This window comes from Streptomyces sp. YGL11-2, from assembly GCF_050054615.1.
Lineage (GTDB): Bacteria > Actinomycetota > Actinomycetes > Streptomycetales > Streptomycetaceae > Streptomyces.
Window position 1 is genome coordinate 37,297 of sequence record NZ_JBNHIN010000027.1, and the last position, 23,911, is coordinate 61,207.

The following is a 23,911-nucleotide window of genomic DNA, read 5'->3' on the forward strand; positions in this document are numbered from 1 at the left end:
GCGTAGCGGAACTTGGACCCCCGCCCGGCCGACGGACGCCGACCGGACAACAACCCAACGCCCGCTTGCGGTCAGGTCGAAGCGGTGAGCCCGGTGGGCACCTGCCACTCGTAGCGCCGGCCCTTGTTGGTCAACCGGTGGACCGACCTGAACATCACCGTCCCCAGCTGGCTGGCCGCGTCCGCCACTCCCGGCACCGCGTCACTCCCCTTGCTTTGACTTCCGCTCCCCGTCCTAAATGGCGGGGATTCCTACCACGGTCGGCTAACCGTCTCGGTGGGTTCCTGCTTCACCGCGCTGTGCCGGGACCAGAGGTTCCGGTCTTACCTGCGCTCCACAGGCTGAAACGGCTAGTCCGGCCGTCTTGGCGACGTTGACCGCCGCGTTGATGTCTCGATCGAGGATGGTCCCGCACGCCCCGCACTCCCACACACGAACGTGGAGGGGTTTGGGGCCGTCCTTGACGCCGCAGGCCGAGCAGACCTGAGAGGTGGGTTCGAAACGTCCGATTCGGCGGAAGGTGCGGCCGAACTTGGCGGCCTTGTACTCCAGCATCGTGACGAACGCGGACCACCCGGCGTCGTGGACGGACTTGGCCAGCTTGGTGCGGGCGAGTCCCTTGACCGCCAGATCTTCCACCGCGACCGCTTGGTTATCGCGTATCAGCGTGGTGGAAAACTGGTGGTGGAAGTCCCGCCGTGCGTCCGCAACACGGGCGTGTGCCCGTGCGACGCGAACCCTGGCCTTGTCCCGGTTGTTCGACCCCTTCGCCTTCCGGCTCAAAACCTGCTGCGCCTTCTTGAGCTTCTTCTCGGCTCGGCGCAGGAAGCGCGGGGCGTCGATCTTCGTACCGTCGGAGAGGACGGCGAAGTGCCCTAGACCCAGGTCGATGCCGACCACGAATTCAGTCTCGGGCAACGTCTCGGGCTCGGTCTCGACCACGAACGACGCGAAGTACCTACCGGCGGCGTCCTTGATCACGGTCACCGTGGACGGAGTGGAGGGAAGGTCGCGTGACCACTTGACGCGCACGTCGCCGATCTTCGGCAGGGAAAGGTCCCCGCCAGTGGTGATCTTCCATCGTGCGTTCGCGGTGAACCGTACGGCCTGGCGCCGGTCCTTGCGGGACTTGAAGCGGGGTGCCCCCACGCGGGGGCGTTTTCCCTTCAGGCCGTCGAAGAAGTTCCGGTACGCGACATCCAGGTCCCGCAGGGACTGTTGCAGCACCACAGCCGACACGTCGCCGAGCCATGCCCGTTCCTGGGTCTTCTTGGCCTCGGTGATCAGCAGCTTGGAGAGGTCCCCAGTCTTCGAGAACATCTCGCCATTGGCGCGGGCGGTCTCGCGAACGCGCAACGCGTCGTTGTAGACCACCCGAGCACACCCGAACGCCCTTGCCAGCGCGGCGCGCTGAGGCCCGTTCGGGTACAGGCGAAAGCTGTACCTCAACTGCATGCCCATCACCATACATACTTGGACCATGGCTGAGTACGGCACTACCGCACTGGTAAACACTGCGCGTTCGTGATGCACACGCACTTGGCGTTCGCTGTACGGCAGATGACGCCGGCGGTCGTGAGTGGGCGGCGGTCGTGAGTGGGCGGCGATCGCGAAGCCCGTCCGGGCTGTGCGCAGGGCTACCTGACGTGCCGGGCGATGCCGGTTGCCTTGGCCATGAGCTGTTCGAGCGGGCCGCGGCGGAAGAACCGCGACCAGACGGTGGCGAACACCATGACGGCGCCCATGAAGCCGAACAGGACGGGCAGTGGCGACCCAGGCAGTTCCTCGATGCCCAGGAGCCAGATGCCGGCGATGTGGAGGACATACGCCGTCAGCGACATGGACCCGACCGCTATGACCGGCCGGGCCAGCGCACGCAGGCGCGGGACGGCGTCCACGGCGATGAGGCAGGTGGCCAGGACGGCCATCGCCACGCCGGCGTTGCCCACGAGGGACAGGGTGGTCTCACTGTGCGGCGAAGCCACCAGCATCCAGGCGGGGGTGTCGTACGTCGGGTACCCGGCGATGTCGGACCACCACGCGCTCGCCACGTCCGGTCCGGCCGCCTGGACGAGGGCGTCGAGAGCACCGGGGACGAGGTGCAGCGCCAGCCAGGAACATCCGTAGCCCGCGACGGCGAGAGAGGCACCGGAGACCGCGAGCCGTATGCGGACCGCTGCGGAGGCCAGGTCGAGGCGGGCGACGGCCATGCCGGCGATGACGAAGGGGACCCATGTGAGGGCCGGGTAACTGCCGGAGAAGAGAAGGGAGATGATGCCGTCGACGCCACCGTGGCCGCGGTTCCCGTCGTCGTACGTACCGTCGCCGATCGCCTGCATCCCGATGTACAGCAGCTGGGGGAAGACGACGGCTGTCCCCGCCGCGATCACTGCCAGCGACCTGGCACGGAGGCGGTAGAGCGGCAGCACGAGCAGGAAGTAGACACCGTAGAAGGCCAGGATGACGTCGACCGGCGTGCCGGTCGACGTCAGTGCCGTGCCCATCGCCAGCAGTATCACGGCCCGGATCACCACCTTGGCGATGGCCTGGCGGCCGGCGAGCCCGGTCTTCGGCGTGCTGCGCCCGGTTATCAGGACGACGGCGAAGCCCGCCAGGAAGGCGAAGAGCGCCGAGGCCCTGCCATGGGTCAGTTCCATCAGGAAGCCGGTCACCCCGCCCTGGTCCGGGGAGGGGCCGACATGGGCGGCGTACATGCCGAAGACCGCGAGTCCGCGGGCCAGGTCGACGCCGATCAGCCGGTTCGCCGAGGCCCGGCGGCCGGTCTCGGGCGTCGGGGCCGGGGCGTGGTCTGCGGGCGGAACACGGTCCCCTGGAGGGTCCTGTAGATGCTGGACGGAGGCCATGCGGGGTCTCACTCTCGTCTCGTACTGGGCGGGTGCCCCGGGGCGGGCGGACTGGTGTGGACGCCGTGGCCGGCGGTCCGGGTGGTCTTCGCCGCAAGCCGTCAGGGCCTGCGGAGTGGGGTGACGTCGGGCATGGCGAACTCACCGCGGCGGACCCGGAATCGGGCGGGTCCCCATGCGAGGTGCCCGCGATCAGCGCCCGGAGTTCCGGCGCGTGGGGTCTGCGGTGGCCTCGACCGCGAGCCAGAAGGCTTCCAGCAGTGCGTCGAGGACGCGGTCGCCGTCCTGCTTGGCGAGGTAGGGAACGTGGGCGGTGAGGGCCGGGTACCGCTCCGGCGAGAGGGGGGCGTAGGTGGCGGCCCGTGCCTGCTCGTCGCCGTCCTTGACGTGCTGCGGCAGTACGGCGTACCCGGCACGCATGCCGGCGTAGGCGAGGACCGTGTCGGCGAGCATCCGCTGGAAGCGGGCGACGGCCTCCGCCCGCAGACCGATTTCCTGCAGTCCGGCGAGCATCATCTCGACCGCGGCGAACTCCCCCGGGCCCCGTGTGGCCCGGCAGGCGACGGCGGCGCCCACAAAGGGATGCGCGACGTAGACCTCCACCACGCTGCGGGCCAGTGACTGCAACCGCTCACGTGCCGCCAGTCCTTCCGGGACCTGCGCGACCGCCATCCGCAGCAGTCGGTCCCCCACCGCGAGCAGCAGCGCATCGCGGTCGGCGAAATGCCGCCACACCGCCGAGCGGTCCACGCCCAGCTCCTCCCCCAGCGCCCGTCCGGTCAGCCCGTCCGCCTCCGCGCGCGCCGCGACCCGCACCGCCGCATCGGTGATCACCTCCGGCGACAGTCGCACCGGCCGTCTCCCCACCTGTCCCCTCACCCTCCCGACACCTTCCCGACCACTTCCCGACCGCCCCCTGACATCTGCGCTGTCATCATTGATGACAGCGCAGATGCTAGACAGCTCCGACATCAAGGGGCAAATCCCCGGCGGTGCAATCCCCTTAGGTCTAACGGGACTTCAGCAAGGGGAGGTTCCCGCGTCGGAACGCGATGGCCAACACGGCGGGAAATCCAGGGCCGATGACACCCGAGAGCCAAGGCTGAGCAGGGCGGCGCGTTGAAGGCGGGGGCCCGCACCAAGGCGCCGACCACGGCGAAGCATTGCCCTGCTCCTCGACCAACGCACCTGTGCTGGCACGGAGTCAGCCTCTCCTACCGGCGCTCAGCGATCAAATGGAGAAGGGCCGCCACCCGCCGATAGGGGTCGGTGCGCCCGGCACGTTCCTCGGCGCGGAGAATGACACCGAGCGTCTCCGCGTCCGGCAGTGCCGCATCCGACGCGACGGCGTCGGTGAACACCCGAACCCCGTACCACTGGCGCACACGCATCTCACGCCGGGCCAATGCCGCCGTAAGGTCCTCCAGACGATCGGCACGGGCCCGCACACCGATCCGGTTGACATAGGAGTCCCCCTCGAAGGCCCTCTCGACGTCGTCCCAGTCGCCCAGCAGCCCAGGGCGCATCGCAAGGGCATCGCCGTTCCGTACGAGCAGGGAGACGATTCCGCCCGGCGCCAGGACCTGCCCGACGGCGTCCAGCAGTGGACCGGGATCCGGAAAATACATCAACAGGCCCTGACACAACACCACTTCGTAACTCGACGGCGCGAACATCCCCGCCAGCCGCTCGGCGTCGCCCTGGACCAGCCGTACCCGGTCGCGGACCTCCACCGGCTCCGCGGCCAACGCGGCGCGAAAGTCGTCAAGCAGCTGGGGCGATGCGTCCAGTCCGGTGACCCGGTGTCCGCGTCGGGCCAAGCCCAGAGCCTGTGTGCCCTGACCGCAACCCACATCCAGCACCCGTCGGGGCGGCAGGTCCGGCAAGTGGGTCACCAGCTGCCGCGACACCACCTCCTGGCGCACGACCTGTCGCAACGTCCCCGAACGAGCCCGCCACTGCTCCTCCCCCACCGAGAAGTCCATGTCCCTGTCCTCGCCCCGTCCTTGTCCCTGTCCCTGTCTGTCCCTGTCCACATGGCCTCCTCTGTCGCCGGGTCGCGCCGAGCCTGGACGAACGGGCTCGCCGCGACCGGTTGGCCCGGCCACGCTGCGGGGCACCGCGCCGTAAGCCGAGCGGAGCCGAGCCCAAGACGCCTGCGGCGGCGGAGCCGTCCCGGAACGTGGTCGGCTCCGCCCCGGCCCGCCCGGCGGCGCTCCGACCGCCGACGTGCTCGGCGGCCACACCGCGCGACGCTCAGCCCTGCGCGGGCTTCCCCACCGGTGCGTACTCCCGCAGGATCTCCACGAACGCCCGCATCCACTCCGGCTGGTCGTTCCAGGCACGGGCCGAAACGACCTTGCCGTCCACCACCGCCGGGCCGTCCACGAAGACCCCGCCGCCCAGTGCCACCTCCGGCGCACAGGCGGGGTAGGCGGAAGTGCGGCGGCCCTTCAGCACACCGAGCGGGGCCAGCGCGATGGCCGCGTGGCAGATGTGCGCCACCGGCTTGTCCGCGTCGAAGAAGTGCGTGACGACGCGGCGGAAGTCGGGGTCCTGCCGGAGGTATTCGGGCGCCCGGCCACCAGGGAGGACAAGGGCCGCGTACTCCGCCGGTTCGACCTCGGACAACGCGAGATCGGCCGGCCAGGAGTGGCCCTGGCGCTCGACGTAGGTGTCGAAGTCGTCGACGAAGTCGTGCACGACGAACTGCAGCTTCTTGCGGGAGGGGGCGGCGATCCGCGGCTCGTAGCCCTCCTCCAGCAGCCGCTGGTACGGGTAGAAGAACTCCAGGTCCTCGGTGGCGTCGCCGGCGATGAGCAGGATCTCGGGCATGGCGGTACTCCTCGTGATCGCAGCGTCCAGCCCGATCGGAGATGACCGGGCCGTATCGGTCCATCGGTTCCCCACCCGGTGGACTCGAATGCGCCTTCCGGACGACTGCTTCGTCGTCGGCGGGGTCACCAGCAGGCCCTGTTCGGCCGGGTGGCCGACCTGGGTATCGACGCGGCAACCCGCGCACGAGCGACCGCCGTCGCCGGCACGATCCGCACCGCCGGGGCGACGGTGGCCCACTCCACCACTGCGCGTACCACCGCCTGGCCAGGGCCATGACCATGCCCCTGGGCGACCGCGCACGACCGGGACACGTCACCTCGGCGGCGAATGCGACTATGATGAGCGCATGCATGTTTCGTCCTGTCTGAGCTGGTGGCGCTCCTTGTAGGAGCGGCCATCTCTCATGCATGACCGGGCCGTTCGGATGGACGGCCCTTCTGCATCCCCTGGGACCAGGGCTCGTGCCGTCCTGACGGCACGACCGACCCACCAGGAGACCTCGTGAACACCATCCACCAGACCCCGGGCCCCGACGCCGCCGCCTCGGATCCCTCCGCCGACACACTCGGGACGTCTGCCGCGCAGGCCCGCAATGCGGTGTTGGAGGAGCTGGTCCTCAAGGAACCCGGACAGTTCCGTGTGCTGACCGGCGACCGCCCCACCGGCCGTCTGCACCTGGGGCACTACTTCGGCACGCTGCACAACCGGGTACGTCTTCAGGACCTCGGAGTGGAGCTGTTCGTGATCATCGCGGATTACCAGGTCCTGACCGACCGCGATGTAGCGGACAACCTGACCGGGCACGTCGAGGAACTGGTACTGGACCACCTCGCCATCGGCGTGGACCCGGCGCGCAGCACGATCTTCACGCACAGCGCCGTCCCGGCCCTCAACCAGCTGATGCTGCCCTTCCTCAGCCTCGTCTCCGTCGCCGAACTCAACCGCAACCCCACGGTCAAGGACGAAATCGCCCACTCGCGCCAGTCCGCCGTCAGCGGCTTGATGTTCACCTACCCCGTCCACCAGGCCGCGGACATTCTCTTCTGCAAGGCCAACCTGGTCCCGGTCGGCCAGGACCAGCTCCCCCACCTCGAACTCACCCGCACCATCGCCCGCCGCTTCAACGACCGTTACGGCAACGGCAGTGCCGTATTCCCGCAGCCCGACGCCCTGCTGTCGAACGCACCACTGCTGCTCGGCACGGACGGCACCAAGATGAGCAAGAGCCGGGGCAACGCCATCACCCTGGCCGCCGATGCCGACGAGACCGCCCGCCTGATCAAGGGGGCCAAGACCGACTCGGAGCGGCACATCACCTACGACCCGGCCACTCGCCCCGAGGTGTCCTCCCTGCTCCTGCTCGCGGCCCTCTGCCTGGACCGCACCCCCCAGCAGGTGGCCGCCGACATCGACTCCGCGGGAGCCGCCGCGCTGAAGAGGACCGTGACCGAGGCGGTCAACGAGTACCTGGCCCCGATGCGAGCCCGCCGTACCGAGTACGCGCAGGACCGCACCTTCCTCCGCCGGACACTGCGCGAGGGCAACGAGCGCGCCAGAGCGACGGCCGATGCCACTCTCACCGAGGTCCGTGCCGCCATGAACAGCCACTACTGACAATCTCAAGCCCGTTGGCCCGTTGGCCCGTTGCCCCGAGGGCCGCGCCCGGATCGGATCGTGACTGAGCGCGGCACATGGCGGGTTGCGCCGGATGCCGCGCTCGAATCGTTTCAGCCGTCGCGGCTCGGCGGCGCGCGGAGACGCTCGTTGCCGTGCCCGACTGACGCTAACTCACTGCTCGTCGAGGTCGTCCTGGATGTCGTCGATGGACTGCTGCCTGCCCTGCTGCTGGCGCGACTTGTCCTGCGCCTGCTGGCCCCGCTGCTGCGCCTGCTCCCTGGCCTGCTGTGCCTTTTCCCGGGCCTGCTGCGCCTTGGCCTGCATGTCGTCCTTCATCCCCATTGCACATGCTCCTTCATACGTAGGAATACGGGGCGGGTGCCCAGATCGATGATGCTGGAGCGGCCGGGCGCCAGCTCTCCCGCAGGGGCAAAGGGGTGAACGGGGTCGGGCCGTCAGCCTTCCGTGCCCGGCGGCGCCGGGACGGGCCGCAGTCCGTCCAGGGTGAGGTCGAGGAGGCGTTCGGCCTGCTCCCGCTGCTCGGGCCTCGCCGAGGTGAGGGCGATGCCGGCGAGGGCGGCGAACATGTCGGTCGGCAGGATGTCGGACCGGATCACGCCGGCGGCCACTCCGGCGTCCATCAGGGAGGACAAGGCCGCCTGAATCATCTCGCGGCTGTCGGCGTACGGGTTGGCTCCCGAGGCGACGACGGCGCGCAGGGCGTCGGCCATGCCGAGTTTGGCGGTGGCGTAGTCGATGAAGCGACGCGTCCACGCGCGCAGGGCCTCGCCTGGCGGCATGGTCGCCAGGAGACCGGGGACGGCGTCGCACAGCCGGGCCACCTCATTGCGGTAGGCCGCCTCGATCAGTGCCTCTCGGGTCGGGAAATTCCGGTACAGGGTGCCGCTTCCGACGCCCGCTTCCTTGGCGATGCGCTCGAAGTGCGCGTCCAGACCCTCTTCGGTGAACACGCGCACCGCCGCGGCCAGGATCTTGTCCCGGTTGCGCTGCGCATCAGCCCTCAGTGGACGTCCTGCGGACGGGACCATCAGCGGCTCTCCCCTCATCACCATTGCCAAGTGGAGGCGTCGCCGCTTAGCGTGGATGAAGTGGCGGCGCCTCCACTTTCACTCTAGGGCATGCCCCGGCCTGCCCTCACTCTCCTCCCGGAAGGACTGTCGATCATGCGGGGAATCGAAGGCAAGGTCGTGGCGATCACCGGCGCCGGTAGCGGCATCGGTGCGGCAACCGCGCTGCTGCTCGCCGAGCGCGGCGCGAAAGTCGTCCTCGGGGCACGCCGCACCGATCGTCTGGAAGCCCTGGCCGCCCGCATCGAGAAGGCCGGCGGCGAGGCCGCCTGGGTCCGCACCGACGTGACGCGGCGCGCGGACCTGTGCGCTCTCGTCGAGCTGGCCCGCGACCGGTTCGGCAAGATCGACGTCCTCGTCAGCAATGCCGGGGTCGGCCTGATCTCCCCCCTGGACGAACTCCGCGTCGAGGACTGGGAGCAGATGATCGACGTCAACCTCAAAGGCGTGCTGTACGGGATCGCCGCCGCCCTGCCCGTATTCCGGCAGCAGGGCTTCGGGCATTTCGTCAACACCGTCTCCACCGCCGGACTGCGCGTCGTTCCCCTCCAGTCGGTCTACGCCGCCACGAAGAACGCCGTCCGCACTCTCTCCGAGGGCCTGCGCCAGGAGGCCGGCGACAGCCTGCGCGTCACCGTCGTCTCACCGGGCTTCGTCCGTACGGACTTCGCGGAGGCCATGCCGAACCCGGACGTCAAGGCCCAGATCCTCGACCGGATGAACAAGATCGCGATCTCGCCGGACGCTGTGGCCCGCGCCATCGCGTTCGCCATCGAGCAGCCGGACGGCGTCGACGTGGGCGACATCGTCGTCCGCCCCACCGCACAGGACTGACGGCCCGTTCCCCACCGCTCGGCGGTCCGCCCGACGCCGACCGTCTCGTACGTCGCGCCCCGCCTCCCACCCGCAGGGCAGGTGGGGGCTCGCCCCGAACACCGTGCGCCGCGTGACCTTTGTCACGTGACCGCGGCCCGGTTCCGCGAGCCCGAAGCGGCGGGGACGACCAGGTTCGCGTGCCGAACGTGCCCCTGGCCGGCGCCGGTCGGACGGGCACCGCGCCACTCCGGCCGACACCGGCGCTCGTGGCCAGCTACCGTTGCCGCCGACCACGCCGATGAAGAAGACGTCCTGCTCCCAAGAGGACGTCCTGCTCGAAGCTGGTCGGCCGGGCCAGGCGACGCCTACGGGGACCGCGCAGGCGGCCCCGCGTGACAGAGGGAGATCCGATGAGCAAGGCCAAGCGGACGGACACCCGGTCGCCTGAGGTGCACGTGGCCGACAGCCACGATCTGATCCGTGTGCACGGCGCGCGCGAGAACAACCTCAAGGACGTCAGCATCGAGATCCCGAAGCGCCGGCTGACGGTCTTCACCGGTGTGTCCGGCTCGGGCAAGAGCTCGCTGGTGTTCGACACCATCGCGGCGGAGTCGCAGCGGCTGATCAACGAGACGTACAGCGCCTTCGTGCAGGGCTTCATGCCGACACTGGCGCGGCCCGAAGTCGACGTCCTCGAAGGGCTGACGACCGCGATCACCGTCGACCAGCAGCGGATGGGCGGCGACCCCCGCTCCACGGTCGGCACCGCCACCGACGCCAACGCGATGCTGCGCATCCTGTTCAGCCGGCTGGGGCGGCCGCACATCGGCTCGCCCAAGGCGTTCTCCTTCAACGTCGCCTCGATCAGCGGGGCCGGGGCGGTCACCGTCGAGCGCGGTGGGAAGACCGTGAAGGAGCGGCGCAGCTTCAGCATCACCGGCGGCATGTGCCCGCGCTGCGAGGGCCGCGGCGCCGTCACCGACCTCGACCTCACCCAGCTCTACGACGACGCCAAGTCGCTCGCCGAGGGCGCACTCACCGTCCCCGGCTACAAGGCGGGCGGCTGGAACCATCGGCTCTACAGCGAGTCCGGCTTCTACGACCCGGACAAGCCGATCCGCACATACACGAAGAAGGAACTGCACGACTTCCTGCACCGCGAGCCGACCAGGATGAAGATCGCGGGCATCAACATGACCTACGAGGGGCTGATCCCGCGCATCCAGAAGTCGATGCTCGCCAAGGACAAGGAGGCGATGCAGCCGCACATCCGGGAGTTCGTGGACCGGGCGGTCACCTTCACCACCTGCCCGGAGTGCGACGGCACCCGGCTGAACGAGGGTGCCCGGTCGTCGAAGATCAAGCGGATCAGCATCGCCGACGCCTGCGCGATGCAGATCAGCGACCTGGCCGCATGGGTGCGCGGCCTCGACGAGCCGTCGGTGGCGCCCCTGCTCGCCAAGCTGCAGCACACCCTGGACTCGTTCACCGAGATCGGCCTCGGCTATCTCTCGCTCGACCGGCCGGCGGGCACGCTGTCGGGCGGTGAGGCGCAGCGCGTCAAGATGATCCGGCACCTCGGCTCCTCGCTCACCGACACCACCTACGTGTTCGACGAGCCGACCACGGGCCTGCACCCCCATGACATCCAGCGGATGAACGACCTGCTGCTTCGCCTGCGGGACAAGGGCAACACGGTGCTCGTCGTGGAGCACAAGCCGGAGATGATCGCGATCGCCGACCACGTCGTCGACCTCGGCCCCGGCGCCGGCACGGCCGGCGGCACGGTCTGCTTCGAGGGGACGATCGAGGGGCTGCGGACCGCCGGCACCATCACCGGCCGCCATCTCGACGACCGGGCCGCCGTCAAGGAGAAGGTCCGCACGCCCACCGGCCGGCTTTCGATCCGCGGCGCGAGGAGGCACAACCTGCGCGACGTCGACGTGGACATTCCGCTCGGGGTGCTGGCCGTCGTCACCGGCGTCGCCGGCTCCGGCAAGAGTTCGCTCGTGCACGGGTCGATCCCGGCCGGTGCGGGTGTGGTGTCGGTCGACCAGGGCGCGATCCGCGGCTCGCGGCGGAGCAACCCGGCGACGTACACCGGGCTGCTCGACCCGATCCGCAAGGCGTTCGCGAAGGCCAACGGCGTGAAGCCGGCGCTGTTCAGTGCCAACTCCGAGGGCGCCTGCCCCACTTGCAACGGCGCCGGCGTCGTCTACACCGATCTGGCGATGATGGCCGGCGTCGCCACCACCTGCGAGGAGTGCGAGGGGAAGCGGTACGAGGCGTCGGTGCTGGACCACCACCTCGGCGGTCGGGACATCAGCGAGGTGCTGGCGATGTCGGTGACCGAGGCAGAGGAGTTCTTCGGCGACGGCGAGGCACGCACCCCGGCCGCGCACCGGATCCTCCAGCGGCTCGCCGACGTCGGGCTCGGCTACGTCAGCCTCGGTCAGCCGCTCACCACGCTGTCCGGCGGCGAGCGGCAGCGGCTCAAGCTGGCCACGCACATGGCCGAGAAGGGCGGCGTCTACGTCCTCGACGAGCCGACCGCCGGTCTGCATCTGGCCGATGTCGAGCAGCTGCTCGGTCTGCTCGACCGGCTCGTCGACTCCGGCAAGTCGGTCATCGTCGTCGAGCACCACCAGGCGGTGATGGCGCATGCCGACTGGATCATCGATCTCGGCCCCGGCGCCGGTCACGACGGCGGAACGATCGTCTTCGAGGGCACGCCCGCGGATCTGGTCGCCGCCCGCTCGACCCTCACCGGTGAGCATCTGGCGGCCTACGTCGGCACCTGACCCGGGGCCTTTCCGACCCTGATCCATCGGACAGGCCCCGGGCCCCGGCGGAACGCCGGGGCTCCCCCGTCCCGCCGTAACCGACCGAGCGTTTCAGGCGGTTCGGCGCGTACGGCACACAGCAGCCGGGCATCCGGCCGGAGGCGTACCGCCCGGGGCCGGACGGGGACGTCGCTCAGGTCGGCGAGCCGGGAGCGTGACGGCTGAGTGACGCACCCGGCTTCACCGCACCGATCTCGTTCACAAAAGCCTGACCTTTCAACGCCTTCACGCTCTCCGGCGGCGATCTCCCTTCCCCTCCCCGCCGTGTTTCCGCCTTCCTGGAAGTGCAGCCCTTTCGGTTCGTGCGGTGGTCAACCGCGCCGTCGGGGAGGGAGAACGGCATGGCAACGGCCCGGACGGAACACTCCCTGTCGGTCCTGGATCGGGTGAACGACCCGGGCGCGCTGCGGTCGCTGCCGGACGGGGAACTTGCCGCGCTGGCAGCGGAGATCAGGCGGTTCCTGGTGGAGAAGGTGTGTGCTGTCGGTGGCCATCTGGGGCCGAATCTGGGCGCGGTCGAGCTGACCTTGGCGCTGCACCGGGTCTTCGACTCCCCGGATGACGCGCTGGTCTTCGACATCGGTCACCAGGCATACGTGCACAAGCTGCTGACGGGGCGTCGGAAATGTTTCGACTCGCTACGGCAGCAGGGCGGCTTGTCGGGCTATCCCTCGCGCCGGGAATCCGTACACGACCTGGTGGAGAACTCCCACGCGTGCACCGCCCTGTCGTACGCGGACGGGCTGGCCAGGGCACGGCAGTTGGCCGGCAAGCAAGAGCGTGCCGTGGTGGCGGTCATCGGGGACGGGGCGTTGACCGGTGGCATGGCGTGGGAGGCGCTGAACAACCTGGGCGGCGCCCCGGATCGGCCGGTGATCGTGGTGGTCAACGACAACGGCCGCTCGTACGCCCCACCACCGGCGCGCTCGCCGAGCACCTGCGCCTGCTCCGGTACGGAGGCGGCGCGGAGGCATGCCGCAACCTCTTCACCGACCTGGGCTTTGCCTACTTCGGGCCGGTGGACGGGCACCACACCGCGGAGGTGGAGGGCGTGCTGCGCCGGGCGCGTGCCCTGAAGCGACCGGTGGTGGTGCATGTGATGACCGTGAAGGGCAAGGGCCATGCGCCCGCCGAGGCGGACCCGGCGGACTGTCTGCATGCCGTCGGCGTGGTCGACCCGGCCACCGGTCGGCCCGTCGGGGGGCCTTCCGCTCCGTCGTGGACGAGCGAGTTCGGCCGGGCGTTGGTGGAGGTGGCCGCGGACCGTCCCGAGGTGGTCGCGGTCACCGCGGCGATGCTGCTGCCCACCGGGCTCGGGTTGATGAAGGAGCGGTTCCCCGGGCGGGTCTTCGACGTGGGGATCGCCGAACAGCACGCCGTTACCTCGGCGGCGGGCCTGGCCATGGGGGGTTTCCATCCCCTCGTCGCCGTCTACGCGACGTTCCTGAACCGGGCCTTCGACCAGGTGCTGATGGATGTCGCGCTGCACCGGCTGCCGGTCACCTTCGTCCTGGACCGCGCCGGTGTCACCGGGCCGGACGGGCCGAGCCATCACGGCATGTGGGATCTGGCGCTGCTGTCCACGGTTCCCGGGCTGCGCCTGGCTGCTCCCCGCGATACCGCCCAGCTGCGCCGCCTGTTGACGGAGGCGGTCTCCTGGGGTGCGGGCCCGACCGTGCTGCGGCTGCCCAGGGCCGCCGCCGGCGCGGGTGTCGGGGCGCTGGCCCGTATGGACGGGATGGACATCCTCCACCGCAGCAAGGGCCGTCCGCTGGATGTGCTGCTGGTGCCCGTCGGACCACTGGCCCAGGCAGCCCTGGAGGCGGCTGGTGTCCTGGACGCCGAGCACGGTATCGGGGTCACGGTCGCCGACCCGCGCTGGGTGTTCCCCGTCAACGAGGGGCTGGTGTCACTGGCGGCCCGCCACCGGCTGGTGGTGAGCGTGGAAGACGGCGTACGCACCGGCGGTGCGGGCGCGGCGCTGGCCGGGCGGTGCCGGGACCAGGGCGTCACCACGCCCGTTCACGTCCTCGGCCTCCCCCACGCCTTCCTCCCGCACGGCCCCCGGCCAGGGCTGCTGGCCGCGGCGGGGCTGGACGCCGCGGGCCTGGTCCGTACCGTCCTCGCCTCCCTCGACCACCGCCACCCGGCCCCTGCCGCACCCGGACATCTCCTGGGAGGGCCCCGGTGACCGCCATCGATCTCGGACTGCCCACCCTGCCCACACCCAGGACCCCGGTGCGCCGCCGCCCCACCCGTCAACTCCGCGTCGGGACGGTGCCCGTCGGCGGCGGGGCACCGGTCAGCGTGCAGACCATGACCACCACCAACACCGCCGATGTGGACGCCACACTGCGGCAGATCGCCGCGGTGACGGCGGCCGGGTGCGACATCGTCCGCGTCGCCGTGCCCTCCGCCGACGATGCCGAGGCCCTGCCGAAGGTCGTGGCCACCGCGGCAGAGAGCACCCCCGACACCGCCACGGCAGGTGAACGGCCCTGACCACCGCGCCCGTCCAGCCGGACGCGAAGCCGCTGGAACTCCAGGCCCTGCGCCGCCGGGTCGACGCCGTCCTGGATCAGTTCCTGCAGACCAAGGCGCCGCAACGGCCCGGGACCTGCCCGGGCAAGCCGCCCAGGTGCTGGCCGAGTTCCTCGCCGCCGGCGGGAAGCGCCTGCGGCCCGTGCTGTGCGCGCTGGGCTGGCAGGCGGCGTGCGCGGGTGCTGCGGATGCTCGGCGCTGCACGTGGCATCCGCCCTGTTGCCCGGCAGACGCTGCGACAGCTGGCCGACACCGCGACGCGGCGTACCTCCTGACCACGCCACCGTCGGGTCACCGCCTGCCGCTCGTCTGCGGCCCGCTGTCCTCCCTGCCGATCTGAACGTCGTTGCCCTGACCGGCAGTTCACCTGCGACTCGTCCGCATCCGGTTCACCGCACTCGACGACGAACCCTTGTGCTCGTTTCTGTTCTACAGAACACTCTCAATGAACAGAAACGAACACCACTGAACATTTCCGAGTCATGGGCGACGACCGGTCGAGCCGAGGAGAGCAGACATGACGCAGTTCAGCCGACGTGGATTCCTGAGCGCGGCCGTGGTGGGTACCGCGACCGTGGGTGTCTCCCTGGGCGGCAGCCGTACCGCCCTCGCCCAGGCCGCAAGCCCGAGGGGACTGACCATCCGCGGAAAGGAGTTCCTGCTGGACGGCAAGCCGTTCCGGATCCTCTCGGGTGCCTTCCACTACTTCAGGACGCACCCCAAGGACTGGCGCGACAGGCTGCTGCGGATGCGGGCCATGGGCCTGAACACGGTGGAGACCTACGTCGCCTGGAACTTCCACCAACCATACGAGAGAAAGGCCGACTTCACCGGATGGCGCGACGTCGCCGCCTTCATACGGACCGCGGACGAGGTCGGGCTGAAGGCGATCGTGCGACCGGGACCGTACATCTGCGCGGAATGGGATTTCGGCGGTCTGCCCGCCTGGCTCCTCAAGGACAAGGACGCCCCGCTGCGCCGTTCCGACCCCTCCTACGAGCGAGCGGTCGACACCTGGTTCGCCGAACTGCTCCCCCGGCTCGTCGACCTGCAGGCCACCCACGGCGGTCCCATCATCGCCATGCAGGTCGAGAACGAGTACGGCAGCTACGGCGACGACCACGTGTATCTGGAACATCTGCGGGACACCATGCGGGCGCAGGGCATCGACAGCCTGCTGTTCTGTTCCGACGGGGCCACCCAGGAAGCGCTGCGGGCCGGCAGCCTTCCCGATCTCCTGGCCACCGTGAACTTCGCCGGGGATCCCACCGGTCCCTTCTCAGAACTGCGCGAATTCCAGCCGGACAAGCCCCTGTTCTGCACGGAGTTCTGGGACGGCTGGTTCGACCACTGGGGCGAGCGGCACCACACCACCGACCCGGCGCGGACCGCCGCCGACGTGGCAAAGCTCCTCGAAGCGGGAGCGTCGATCAACTTCTACATGGCGGTGGGCGGCACGAACTTCGGCTGGTCCGCCGGCGCCAACCTCGACGGCAGCACCTATCAGCCCACCGTCACCAGCTACGACTACGACTCCCCGATCAGCGAATCCGGCGAACTCACCGAGAAGTTCCACACCGTGCGCGACGTGCTCGCCAAACACACCACCGTGCCGGACGCTCCGCTGCCTCCCACACCACGCCGGATGCCGCCCCAGAAGGTCGCCGTCCGCGAGTCGGTGCCGCTGCTGGACGCCCTCGACGCGCTGAGCACTCCGGTACGGCGGACCACGCCCGTCCACATGGAGGCCCTCGGGCAGCCACACGGACTGATCCACTACCGCACTCGGGTACGCGGACCGCAGGAGGCCAAGAGCCTGAAGATCACGGGACTGGGCGACCGTGCGCTGGTGTTCGGCGACGGCAAGCGGATCGGCACCTTCGACCGCAACCAGCCCGACCACACGGTCGACTTCACCGTGGCCGGCGCCTCCGGCACCCTCGACCTCCTCGTGGACCCGACCGGGCGCGTCAACTTCGGCCAGGGCCTCAACGACCCCAAGGGCATCAGCGGGAAGGTGCTCCTCGACGGCCGGGAACTGCGCGACTGGGAAATCCGCCAACTGCCCCTGGACAACCTCGCAGCTCTGACGTTCCGCAGCGAGGACACCCCGACCGGCCCCGCCTTCCACCGGGCCCGGGTTCACGTCGACACCCCCGCGGACGGCTTCCTCGCCTTCCCGGGCTGGGACAAGGGCATGGTCTGGCTCAACGGCTTCGCGCTCGGCCGCTACTGGTCCCTCGGGCCGCAGGTCACCCTCTACGCGCCGAGCCATCTGTGGCGGGAGGGGCGGAACGACCTCATCGTGCTGGAGATGGAACGGACCGGAGACCGGATCGAGGTGCGCTCCGCGCCCGATCTCGGTGAGCAGACCCCTCTCGCGTAGAGCGACCGGCAGGGCACGCCGTCGGTTTCCTCGCTACGGCGATCCCCCAGACCACGTCAGGACGGTGGAACGGTGAAGCCGCGCCACCCATCCGCCCGCTGAAGCGCTCCGTCACCGTCCCCCGGATCTCTCTGCCGTCCAAAAGCTGGACCTCGGCACCGGGGGACGTACGCCTTTCGTCGACCGCCACGTCGACTCGCGGTCGGCGCCTGCGTGTTCTTCACGTTCCGCGTGCCTCGTGCCACATACGTTAAGAGCCCCGGCGCGTGCTGAACGCCGGCGAGTCGCCCCGTGCGACTTTCGAGGGACAACCGCCCCGAGCCGCTCCATCCGCTACGGGGGAGTTGTTGAGTCGACGGAGGAACAACCAGATGGACCGCGGCAGTAGTGCGATGCGCACCGTCAACCTGAACGGTGTCCCCGACATGCTGATGTGGAATCTGTATCACCGCGCATGGGAAGCGCGCCGCCCCCGACCGGTGCTCCACGACCCGAAAGCCGCGGAACTGGTCGACATGCTCGACTACCCTTTCGAAAGCCACTTCGGGCGCCCCATCGGACTCGTTGCCCAAGGCAATACGCTGCGTGTCCGCACCTTCGACACCGCAGTACGAGAATTCCTCACCCCCCACCCCGACGGCACCATCGTGCAACTGGCCGAGGGCCTGGAAACCCCATGTGAGCGAACTGATCGCCGGCCGCGCCGAAGCCTTTCCCGGCAGTTCCCTGGTCCTCGACACCGTGCCACGCTGGTTCAGCGCCCGTACGCTGACCGGCACCATGCGCACCACACAGGGATTTCCGGTACCCCCCATGCCATGGGGAATCAATCGCAGCGAACTCCCACAACTGTCCATCGCGCACCGGTCCATCACGTCGGTCCGTCAACTCCGGCCGCCCGCGGGGCGAGGTCCGTACCACGGAACAGTCGCCCCCTCATCACTCATATCGGCGTCCGCAACGCACTCGTACTGGTCACGGCAGTAGCGCAATTCGCAAGCGCCGGCCGGAAAACGGGCGGCATCCGCACGCCGCCCATCCCCGAACTCGCGCATGTGGGCGTGGAAAAGCTCTGTGATGCATAGTCAGGCGCATTGGCCGGTCCATGTGACGATCGACGGTGCGACTCGCAGGCCGAGCGGCCGAATTCTGGAAGGAATGCTGCGGTGAACGTATTGCTGGTGACCCATGGCTCGCGGGGTGACGTCCAGCCGTTTCTGGCGCTGGCGTCCGGCTTGACGGCAGCCGGGCACACAGTGACGTTGATGGGGCCATACACCTTCGTGGAGTTGGCCCGCTCGGCAGGCGTGCCCTACGTTCCGGTACTGGACGGACCCCTTGAGCTCTACACCGATCCGGTTGTCAGGAGAGCCAATGAGGATCGCCGCGGACTGCGCGGAATTGTGCGGGGCGTGCAGTGGTTCAGGCGGAACAGGCCGCAGTACGTGAAGCTCCTGGACGATCTGACGGCCAAGGTCAAAGCACAGCCCCGCCCCGATGTCGTGGTGTTCGCACCCTGGTTGCCGGTGCAGCACCTCGCCGAGTGGCTGAAGGTGCCCGCTGTGCCGGTGTGCTTCCAGCCCGGCTGGGTGCCCACCCCCGACTTCGTCAATCCTCTGGCACCCGGACGACTTCCCGCGTCGCTGAGCCGGGCCTCCTATGCTCACGCCGAGTTGCCGGTCCGTCTTCTGTACGGCTCGGCACTGGCACGAGTGCGATGCGAATCGCTGGGGCTGTCGGATCGCGGCAACAAGCTCAGCATTCTGTCCCGGCCCGACGGAGGGCCGGCCACGGTATTGCAGGCATTCGATCCCGGTGTACTGCCCGGCACTCCTCGGTATCCCCCCACCACTCACACGACGGGCTTCTGGCATCTGCCGACTACGGGTGACTGGCGCATGCCCGCGGACCTCCGCGCGTTTCTCGATGCGGGGGAACGGCCGGTGTACATCGGATTCGGCAGTATGGCCGGGAGCCGTGCCGCCGCGAAAAGCAGGGCCGTTCTCGCCGCAGTCCGGCAAGCCGGGGTACGCGCTGTGATCGCCACCGGCTGGGGTGGGGTGCGGGCTCCCGACGGGGAACAGGGCCGCGACGTCGACAAGGTGTTCTTCATGGACGAGGTGCCGCACGAAGAGGTCTTTCCGCACATGGCCGCGATCGTGCATCACGGCGGCGCCGGAACCACCGCATCGGCTCTGCGCTCGGGCCGTCCGCAGGTCGTGTGCCCTTTCACCTTCGACCAGCCGTTCTGGGCCCGGCGCATGCACGCCCTCGGTCTGGCGCCACCGCCGTTGCCGCAGTACCGCCTCACAGCGGGGCGTCTGGCCGCATCACTGGACCGCGCGGTGAACGATCGCGAACTGGCCGAAGCCGCCGAGCAGTTCGCTCTGCGAACTGTCACCCGGAACGGGGTGGAAAAGGCCGTCGAGGTGATCGAAACCGTTGTGGAGTCCAGAGTGCATTGCTGAACTCTCAGGCTGAGCCGCCGAGTTGCAGCGCGAGTGGGGCGATGCCGTCGTCCTGCGCATCACCACCGCCAACGTCGCTCGGCAACGCGAGGTCAGGTCGCCGACGAACGAGACCGAACGCCCCCACAGGCGCCTCGGTGCAGCCGGGGACAACGCACAGTCCGGCCGAGGCGAGCGGAACACCTGCCGCTCGCCTCGACCGGGCTCGACACGGGCTCCATGGCCGGCCGACCGTCGCTGATGGCCACCCAGGAGATCGACTCGTTCGTCAGCGCCGCGCTGACCGACCCACGATCGACCTCGCCGTCCCGCAGGGATGTCAGACGCCGGACCGGACACGCCCGGCGATCCGGAATCCGCCCTGGTGAAGGGGCGAGACCTCGTGGGAGATCGCTGGGACTTCGGCTTCACACCGCATTCGATGAAACCGCTGGCCGTGCCGACGAGCATGCCCGGGAACGCGCCCTCGGGACCGGCCAGGAGGCCCCCGAGCATTCCTTTGACCATCTCCTTGTTCATGCAGTGGCCCCACTCTTTGAACTTGTCGTCGCCGGCTTTGAACAGCGCGATCGATGCAGCCGAGCCGCGGGAGGACGCCTCGCCGGCGAGCGAGCTGACCGGCGGTGTCACCGTGCCTTCGATCGTCTCTCCCGGAGCATCCTCGATCGTCTGCGTCACCGTGTTGCCGCTGACGGACACGTGCAGCTTGTGGGGCTTGCCGGCCTTGTCCTTCATCTCGCCCGCCACGACGGTGGCGAGGGTGCGCCCTCGGTCGTCGGTGAACTTCACCCCGCCCGCGGAGGCGGCGAGGTGGACACCGGCCGGAACGTCGAGGGTCTTGGTGACGGTGGTGGCAAGAGTGGTGGGGGTGCTGGTGCCCCCGGTGCCCCCGGTGCCCCCGGTGTCCGCAGGAGGAGTCACACCCGGCGGGGTCGTACCGGTGTGGGCGACGTACATGGTCGAGCCGGCCGGGGAGTCGACGACGGGGACGGTGACGGTGGCGTCAGCGGTCCACGGGAAGCGGTTCTTGTCGAAGGTCCAGGTTCCGGTGACCTTCTTCCCGACCGCCGCGAAGTCGACCCAGCCGTAGTTCTTCGGCGGGACGGTGACGGCAACGCCGTTGATCTGGGACTCATCCGACTGGTAGGTGACGGTCGATCCGAGCTGGGAGCTGATCATGGCCTGGACCGGAACCGAGACACCGGCCGAGACGGAGACGCTGGAGGCGAGGCTCATCGACCATCCGCTGTGATAGATCGTCGTGAAGACCTGGGTCACCTTCTCGGAAGTGTCGTTGTACCAGACCGAGGACGCCTTCACACGGGGTAGCACCTCCGGGGCACCTTCGGATGCCTGTTTCCAGGAACACGTCGAGGTGTCCTTCGAGCAGAGGTCCGAGTAGTACTCGACCGCCAGCTTCATCGCCTCGGGCGCCTTCGACTCCGGGACCAGCCACTGCTGTGTCTGGGAGCTGCTGCAGGGATTCGGCTGGGCCTGGATGCCCCAGAGGTGAAGGCCGCCCCTGATGGTGCGCGCCGCGTCCCCGCCATCCGCGGCAAGCCAGGGAGGGCGCCCGGGAAGGGAGGACGCTGGGCTTCCGCCCTGATGCGCCCCAGCCCCGAGTCGAGGGGGCGCTGCCGCAGGTCAGGCTCTCGCGGCGGTGCTCGCCTCTGGTGGGCGCACCATGAAGACGTCGATCGGGTCCTCGGCTTCCACGTGGAATCCGTGGCGCTCGTAGAGTCGGCGGGCGGCGCTGCCCTGCAGGACGTTCAAACCCACGGTCGCGCCCAGCGCGTCGGTCCGTTCCAGCACCGTGCGCAGGACAGCCGATCCGAGCCCCCGGCCCTGATGATGCGTCACGAGGTAGAAGTGCTCCAGCCACCGCCTCCCTTCGGCGGGCCGGACCGTGACGCATCCCGCGAGTTCACGGTCGAGCATGATGATCGACGTGTGCTCCGTGGAGAAGGAGTCCCTCAGCCGCTGCCGCACCCGGTGCTCGTCGTAACGCCCAAGGCGCTCCAAATCCGCACGCATCACCGTCGCCCGCAACTCCGCGATCGTCTCGATGTCCGCTGCCGTCGCAGCACGCAGCGTCCAGCCCGCGGCATGCCGCGACGTGGTCCGTGCAGGCATCGCTCTCGCCGATCGCCGACCGCTCCCGATCGCCCCGGTATCCATGGCCGGAGTATCTCAACCCGCCTGCTCTGAAAGGCACATGGGTATCCGAACCGGTTCGCCGGGCCCGCGACACGCCCGCTACGGAAGGGTCGCACCACTATCCGAGGTCGGATCGATCCGGCGCGTCGGGGAATTCTTTCATCATATTTCGTATTAACCTTCCGCAACTGGACGAACTCGGTACATCGCAGATCAGATCTGCTCACACTTCCGGAGAAGAAATGCACAAGCTTCACAAGGCTGCCGTCCTGGCCGCCGCCCTCGGCAGCATGGCCGCATTCGGCACCGGCACCGCCCACGCGGGCGGCCATGGCGGCGACAACTTCAACGTCAGTCAGCACACCTCCTGCCGCTCCCACGACCTGAACGTCGACGTACTCGGCGAGGTCGGGATTCTGAACGGCGTGCTGGGCAACGCGCTCAACGGCGAGGGCTCGCCGGGCGCACAGGCCACCTCGATCGGTTCCAGCATGGGCTGCGACGACACGGTCGGGGGCCATATGGGCGACGACGAGGGGCACGGCCATGGCGGCGGGGGCGGCGGCCATGAGGGCGGCGAGGGCGGCGGCCATGACGGGGGCGAGGGCGGCGGCCACGGCGGCGGCAGGTAAGGGACACGAGTAACGAGAGTGGGCCCCGGCGTCCGACCCATCAGCCTGACGCCGGGGCCGTCCACATCCGCGCTCGGGGGCCTCGCGGAGTTTTCCCCACACCCGCGCGAACGTGGCCATAACCAAGACGGGTTACCGGTCCTGGACTCTCCGCCGCAGTGTCTTCACCACCGCCACGCCGAAAGCGGCATCTGTTGGCCCCCTTGGCGGGTCCCCTTCGAGTGATTGCTGTTTCTCGGTTCATCCAACGGAGATTGTCTTGGTGGCGCTACTCAACAGGAGGAATTCATGCGCGCACATACCGCTGTCGCCGTGGTGGGCTTGACCGTCGCCGCTCTGTTTGCCGGTGCCGGGGCCGCTGCTGCGAATAACCACGACGCCCACTCCACCGGAAATGGCATTCACAGCCCGGGAGTTGGCTCCGGGGGCGGCGAGCAGCCTCCCCTGGACATCTCGGACAATGCCGCCGGAAACACGGGGACCGCCAACAACGGACTGAACCAGACCTTCGGCGAAAACGGCTTCAACGGCTGACATGCCGTATCGCCTGTGCGGCCCTGCCCCATCCACTGGTCCAAATGGAAGAGGCAGGGCCTACGCCGTGCGCAGACGGGTGCCGGTCTCCGCTTCTCCGCCGGAGGCCACCGGCCGGCCCATTCCTCCGCGCTCGCCTTCCCGGTCCCGGTCGAACACCGTCCGCAGGTGAAGGAGGGTCTGGCACAGATCCTCGGAGTAACGAACGGGGACCGGCTTCCAGCACTCCGGGCGAACACGAACGAGGAGAACTGCCGCCGCGTCGATCGACCGGCGTAGTTGTGGACGTCGCTCGGCCGATCCACCGCACTGCGGTGGCTGTTGCCTCTCTGTGCACCCGGTCGTTTGGCCGTGGGGATGACGCAGACGCAAGGGGCTTGATGGAGTGACGGCATGACGACACTGCCGCACCGCGTCCTGCGGGCTCTCGACGAGTTCAATGCCGCGCACCCCTGGGACCACAACGCCCACTACCACCGCTGGATCCTGCGACAGCTCCCCCGACGCTGCGACAGTGCCCTGGACGTCGGCTGCGGCAGTGGCGACCTGGCCAGGCTCCTGGCCGTGCGCGCCGGCACGGTACACGGCATCGACGCCGACCCGGAGATCATCGCCCGGGCACAGGAAGTCACCCCTCAGGCAACTCCCGTCACCTTCACGACCGCAGATGCGCTGACCGGGATCCCCGCAGACTCCTACGACGTCATCACCTGCGTCGCCACGATCCACCATCTGCCGTTCGCCGATGCGCTCACCGCCTTCCGCAGGCACCTCGCGCCCGGTGGAACCCTTGTGGTTCTCGGCCTTTCGCGCCCGACGACGCCAGGCGACCACCTGCTCGGAACCGTGGCAAGCCCGGTCAACGCCGCCACCGGCTGGCTCAGGAACAGGGGCCGCACAGCACCTCGTCCCCTCTCGATGACGGCCACGACCCGACCGGCGGACATGGCCTTCCCCGGGATCGTCCGCGAGGCTCGTACAATCCTGCCCGGTGCCCGACTGCGCCGCAGGCTGTTCTGGCGCTACACCCTCGTATGGCACCACCGTTGAACGGCCCCTCGGTCTCACTCCGTTGGGGTGGCAGCCTCATGCGCCGTCGTCTTCCGGTTCGCCCACTCGATCCCCGA

Annotated in this window: 18 protein-coding genes and 2 pseudogenes; 11 read left to right on the top strand and 9 right to left on the bottom strand. The window is 69.3% G+C overall.

Annotated features, from left to right (window positions below; all coding sequences use genetic code 11):
- Window positions 1-71 precede the first annotated feature (71 nt).
- From ACO1BR_RS27145 to ACO1BR_RS27170, 6 genes are all read right to left on the bottom strand, one after another.
- Entirely contained in the window at window positions 72-197 is a 126-nt protein-coding gene (locus ACO1BR_RS27145; protein ID WP_426797726.1) for a hypothetical protein, read from the bottom strand.
- A gap of 67 nt (window positions 198-264) precedes the next feature.
- Complete coding sequence (locus ACO1BR_RS27150) at window positions 265-1,455, bottom strand: RNA-guided endonuclease InsQ/TnpB family protein (protein WP_426797783.1); 1,191 nt, start codon at window positions 1,453-1,455, stop codon at window positions 265-267.
- 182 nt (window positions 1,456-1,637) lie between these two features.
- Window positions 1,638-2,864, bottom strand: a complete 1,227-nt coding sequence (locus tag ACO1BR_RS27155) for a DUF418 domain-containing protein (RefSeq protein WP_426797727.1) — start codon at window positions 2,862-2,864, stop codon at window positions 1,638-1,640.
- A gap of 192 nt (window positions 2,865-3,056) precedes the next feature.
- Entirely contained in the window at window positions 3,057-3,716 is a 660-nt protein-coding gene (locus ACO1BR_RS27160; protein ID WP_426797728.1) for a TetR/AcrR family transcriptional regulator, read from the bottom strand.
- 362 nt (window positions 3,717-4,078) lie between these two features.
- Window positions 4,079-4,849, bottom strand: coding sequence for a class I SAM-dependent methyltransferase (locus ACO1BR_RS27165; protein ID WP_426797729.1), 771 nt, complete (start codon window positions 4,847-4,849; stop codon window positions 4,079-4,081).
- 271 nt (window positions 4,850-5,120) lie between these two features.
- Complete coding sequence (locus ACO1BR_RS27170) at window positions 5,121-5,699, bottom strand: DJ-1/PfpI family protein (RefSeq protein ID WP_426797730.1); 579 nt, start codon at window positions 5,697-5,699, stop codon at window positions 5,121-5,123.
- A gap of 504 nt (window positions 5,700-6,203) precedes the next feature.
- Between ACO1BR_RS27170 and trpS the strand changes: the two genes are divergently transcribed.
- The gene (trpS, locus tag ACO1BR_RS27175) at window positions 6,204-7,316 is read left to right on the top strand and encodes a tryptophan--tRNA ligase (RefSeq protein WP_426797731.1); all 1,113 of its coding nucleotides are present in this window, start codon (window positions 6,204-6,206) and stop codon (window positions 7,314-7,316) included.
- A 174-nt stretch (window positions 7,317-7,490) separates the two neighbouring features.
- Here trpS and ACO1BR_RS27180 read toward each other — a convergent pair whose 3' ends face one another.
- Together ACO1BR_RS27180 and ACO1BR_RS27185 are read right to left on the bottom strand one after the other, a co-directional pair.
- On the bottom strand, window positions 7,491-7,661 hold the full coding sequence (locus ACO1BR_RS27180; protein ID WP_426797732.1) for a hypothetical protein: 171 nt from the start codon (window positions 7,659-7,661) through the stop codon (window positions 7,491-7,493).
- A gap of 113 nt (window positions 7,662-7,774) precedes the next feature.
- Window positions 7,775-8,368, bottom strand: coding sequence for a TetR/AcrR family transcriptional regulator (locus ACO1BR_RS27185; RefSeq protein WP_426797733.1), 594 nt, complete (start codon window positions 8,366-8,368; stop codon window positions 7,775-7,777).
- A gap of 135 nt (window positions 8,369-8,503) precedes the next feature.
- Here ACO1BR_RS27185 and ACO1BR_RS27190 point away from each other — a divergent pair, with 135 nt between their 5' ends.
- From ACO1BR_RS27190 to ACO1BR_RS27220, 7 genes and pseudogenes are all read left to right on the top strand, one after another.
- Entirely contained in the window at window positions 8,504-9,241 is a 738-nt protein-coding gene (locus tag ACO1BR_RS27190) for an SDR family oxidoreductase (protein WP_426797734.1), read from the top strand.
- A 392-nt stretch (window positions 9,242-9,633) separates the two neighbouring features.
- Window positions 9,634-12,024, top strand: a complete 2,391-nt coding sequence (locus ACO1BR_RS27195; RefSeq protein ID WP_426797735.1) for an ATP-binding cassette domain-containing protein — start codon at window positions 9,634-9,636, stop codon at window positions 12,022-12,024.
- Between the two features lie 410 nt (window positions 12,025-12,434).
- Window positions 12,435-14,257: pseudogene (locus ACO1BR_RS27200) on the top strand (1-deoxy-D-xylulose-5-phosphate synthase).
- A pseudogene (locus ACO1BR_RS27205) lies at window positions 14,254-14,511 on the top strand (flavodoxin-dependent (E)-4-hydroxy-3-methylbut-2-enyl-diphosphate synthase); the annotation flags it as partial. The pseudogenes ACO1BR_RS27200 and ACO1BR_RS27205, both read left to right, overlap by 4 nt.
- A 613-nt stretch (window positions 14,512-15,124) precedes the next feature.
- Window positions 15,125-16,993 (top strand): glycoside hydrolase family 35 protein, encoded by a 1,869-nt coding sequence (locus ACO1BR_RS27210; RefSeq protein WP_426797736.1) that lies wholly within the window; start codon window positions 15,125-15,127, stop codon window positions 16,991-16,993.
- 371 nt (window positions 16,994-17,364) lie between these two features.
- Complete coding sequence (locus ACO1BR_RS27215) at window positions 17,365-18,078, top strand: hypothetical protein (RefSeq protein ID WP_426797737.1); 714 nt, start codon at window positions 17,365-17,367, stop codon at window positions 18,076-18,078.
- An 81-nt stretch (window positions 18,079-18,159) separates the two neighbouring features.
- On the top strand, window positions 18,160-19,461 hold the full coding sequence (locus tag ACO1BR_RS27220) for a glycosyltransferase (RefSeq protein WP_426797738.1): 1,302 nt from the start codon (window positions 18,160-18,162) through the stop codon (window positions 19,459-19,461).
- A 1,644-nt stretch (window positions 19,462-21,105) separates the two neighbouring features.
- On the opposite strand, the gene ACO1BR_RS27225 is transcribed toward ACO1BR_RS27220, so the two are convergent.
- Complete coding sequence (locus ACO1BR_RS27225; protein ID WP_426797739.1) at window positions 21,106-21,639, bottom strand: GNAT family N-acetyltransferase; 534 nt, start codon at window positions 21,637-21,639, stop codon at window positions 21,106-21,108.
- A 221-nt stretch (window positions 21,640-21,860) separates the two neighbouring features.
- On the opposite strand from ACO1BR_RS27225, the gene ACO1BR_RS27230 reads away from it, so the two are divergent.
- The 3 genes from ACO1BR_RS27230 to ACO1BR_RS27240 all read left to right on the top strand — a co-directional run bounded on the left by ACO1BR_RS27230 (window position 21,861) and on the right by ACO1BR_RS27240 (window position 23,834).
- Window positions 21,861-22,250, top strand: coding sequence for a hypothetical protein (locus tag ACO1BR_RS27230; protein ID WP_426797740.1), 390 nt, complete (start codon window positions 21,861-21,863; stop codon window positions 22,248-22,250).
- A 288-nt stretch (window positions 22,251-22,538) separates the two neighbouring features.
- Window positions 22,539-22,784: a chaplin family protein gene (locus ACO1BR_RS27235; protein ID WP_426797741.1), complete on the top strand. Its 246-nt coding sequence runs from the start codon at window positions 22,539-22,541 to the stop codon at window positions 22,782-22,784.
- Between the two features lie 393 nt (window positions 22,785-23,177).
- On the top strand, window positions 23,178-23,834 hold the full coding sequence (locus ACO1BR_RS27240) for a class I SAM-dependent methyltransferase (RefSeq protein WP_426797742.1): 657 nt from the start codon (window positions 23,178-23,180) through the stop codon (window positions 23,832-23,834).
- Window positions 23,835-23,911 lie beyond the last annotated feature (77 nt).

What these genes read in the sequence shown, in the direction of transcription:
- ACO1BR_RS27195 (WP_426797735.1), top strand. Translation starts at nt 9,634, where the DNA reads ATGAGCAAGGCCAAGCGGACGGACACCCGGTCGCCTGAGGTGCACGTG.
- ACO1BR_RS27165 (WP_426797729.1), bottom strand. Translation starts at nt 4,849, where the DNA reads ATGGACTTCTCGGTGGGGGAGGAGCAGTGGCGGGCTCGTTCGGGGACG.
- ACO1BR_RS27150 (WP_426797783.1), bottom strand. Translation starts at nt 1,455, where the DNA reads ATGCAGTTGAGGTACAGCTTTCGCCTGTACCCGAACGGGCCTCAGCGC.
- ACO1BR_RS27215 (WP_426797737.1), top strand. Translation starts at nt 17,365, where the DNA reads ATGGACCGCGGCAGTAGTGCGATGCGCACCGTCAACCTGAACGGTGTC.
- ACO1BR_RS27190 (WP_426797734.1), top strand. Translation starts at nt 8,504, where the DNA reads ATGCGGGGAATCGAAGGCAAGGTCGTGGCGATCACCGGCGCCGGTAGC.
- ACO1BR_RS27155 (WP_426797727.1), bottom strand. Translation starts at nt 2,864, where the DNA reads ATGGCCTCCGTCCAGCATCTACAGGACCCTCCAGGGGACCGTGTTCCG.
- ACO1BR_RS27185 (WP_426797733.1), bottom strand. Translation starts at nt 8,368, where the DNA reads ATGGTCCCGTCCGCAGGACGTCCACTGAGGGCTGATGCGCAGCGCAAC.
- ACO1BR_RS27170 (WP_426797730.1), bottom strand. Translation starts at nt 5,699, where the DNA reads ATGCCCGAGATCCTGCTCATCGCCGGCGACGCCACCGAGGACCTGGAG.
- ACO1BR_RS27180 (WP_426797732.1), bottom strand. Translation starts at nt 7,661, where the DNA reads ATGGGGATGAAGGACGACATGCAGGCCAAGGCGCAGCAGGCCCGGGAA.
- ACO1BR_RS27210 (WP_426797736.1), top strand. Translation starts at nt 15,125, where the DNA reads ATGACGCAGTTCAGCCGACGTGGATTCCTGAGCGCGGCCGTGGTGGGT.
- ACO1BR_RS27235 (WP_426797741.1), top strand. Translation starts at nt 22,539, where the DNA reads ATGCGCGCACATACCGCTGTCGCCGTGGTGGGCTTGACCGTCGCCGCT.
- ACO1BR_RS27230 (WP_426797740.1), top strand. Translation starts at nt 21,861, where the DNA reads ATGCACAAGCTTCACAAGGCTGCCGTCCTGGCCGCCGCCCTCGGCAGC.
- ACO1BR_RS27240 (WP_426797742.1), top strand. Translation starts at nt 23,178, where the DNA reads ATGACGACACTGCCGCACCGCGTCCTGCGGGCTCTCGACGAGTTCAAT.
- ACO1BR_RS27225 (WP_426797739.1), bottom strand. Translation starts at nt 21,639, where the DNA reads ATGGATACCGGGGCGATCGGGAGCGGTCGGCGATCGGCGAGAGCGATG.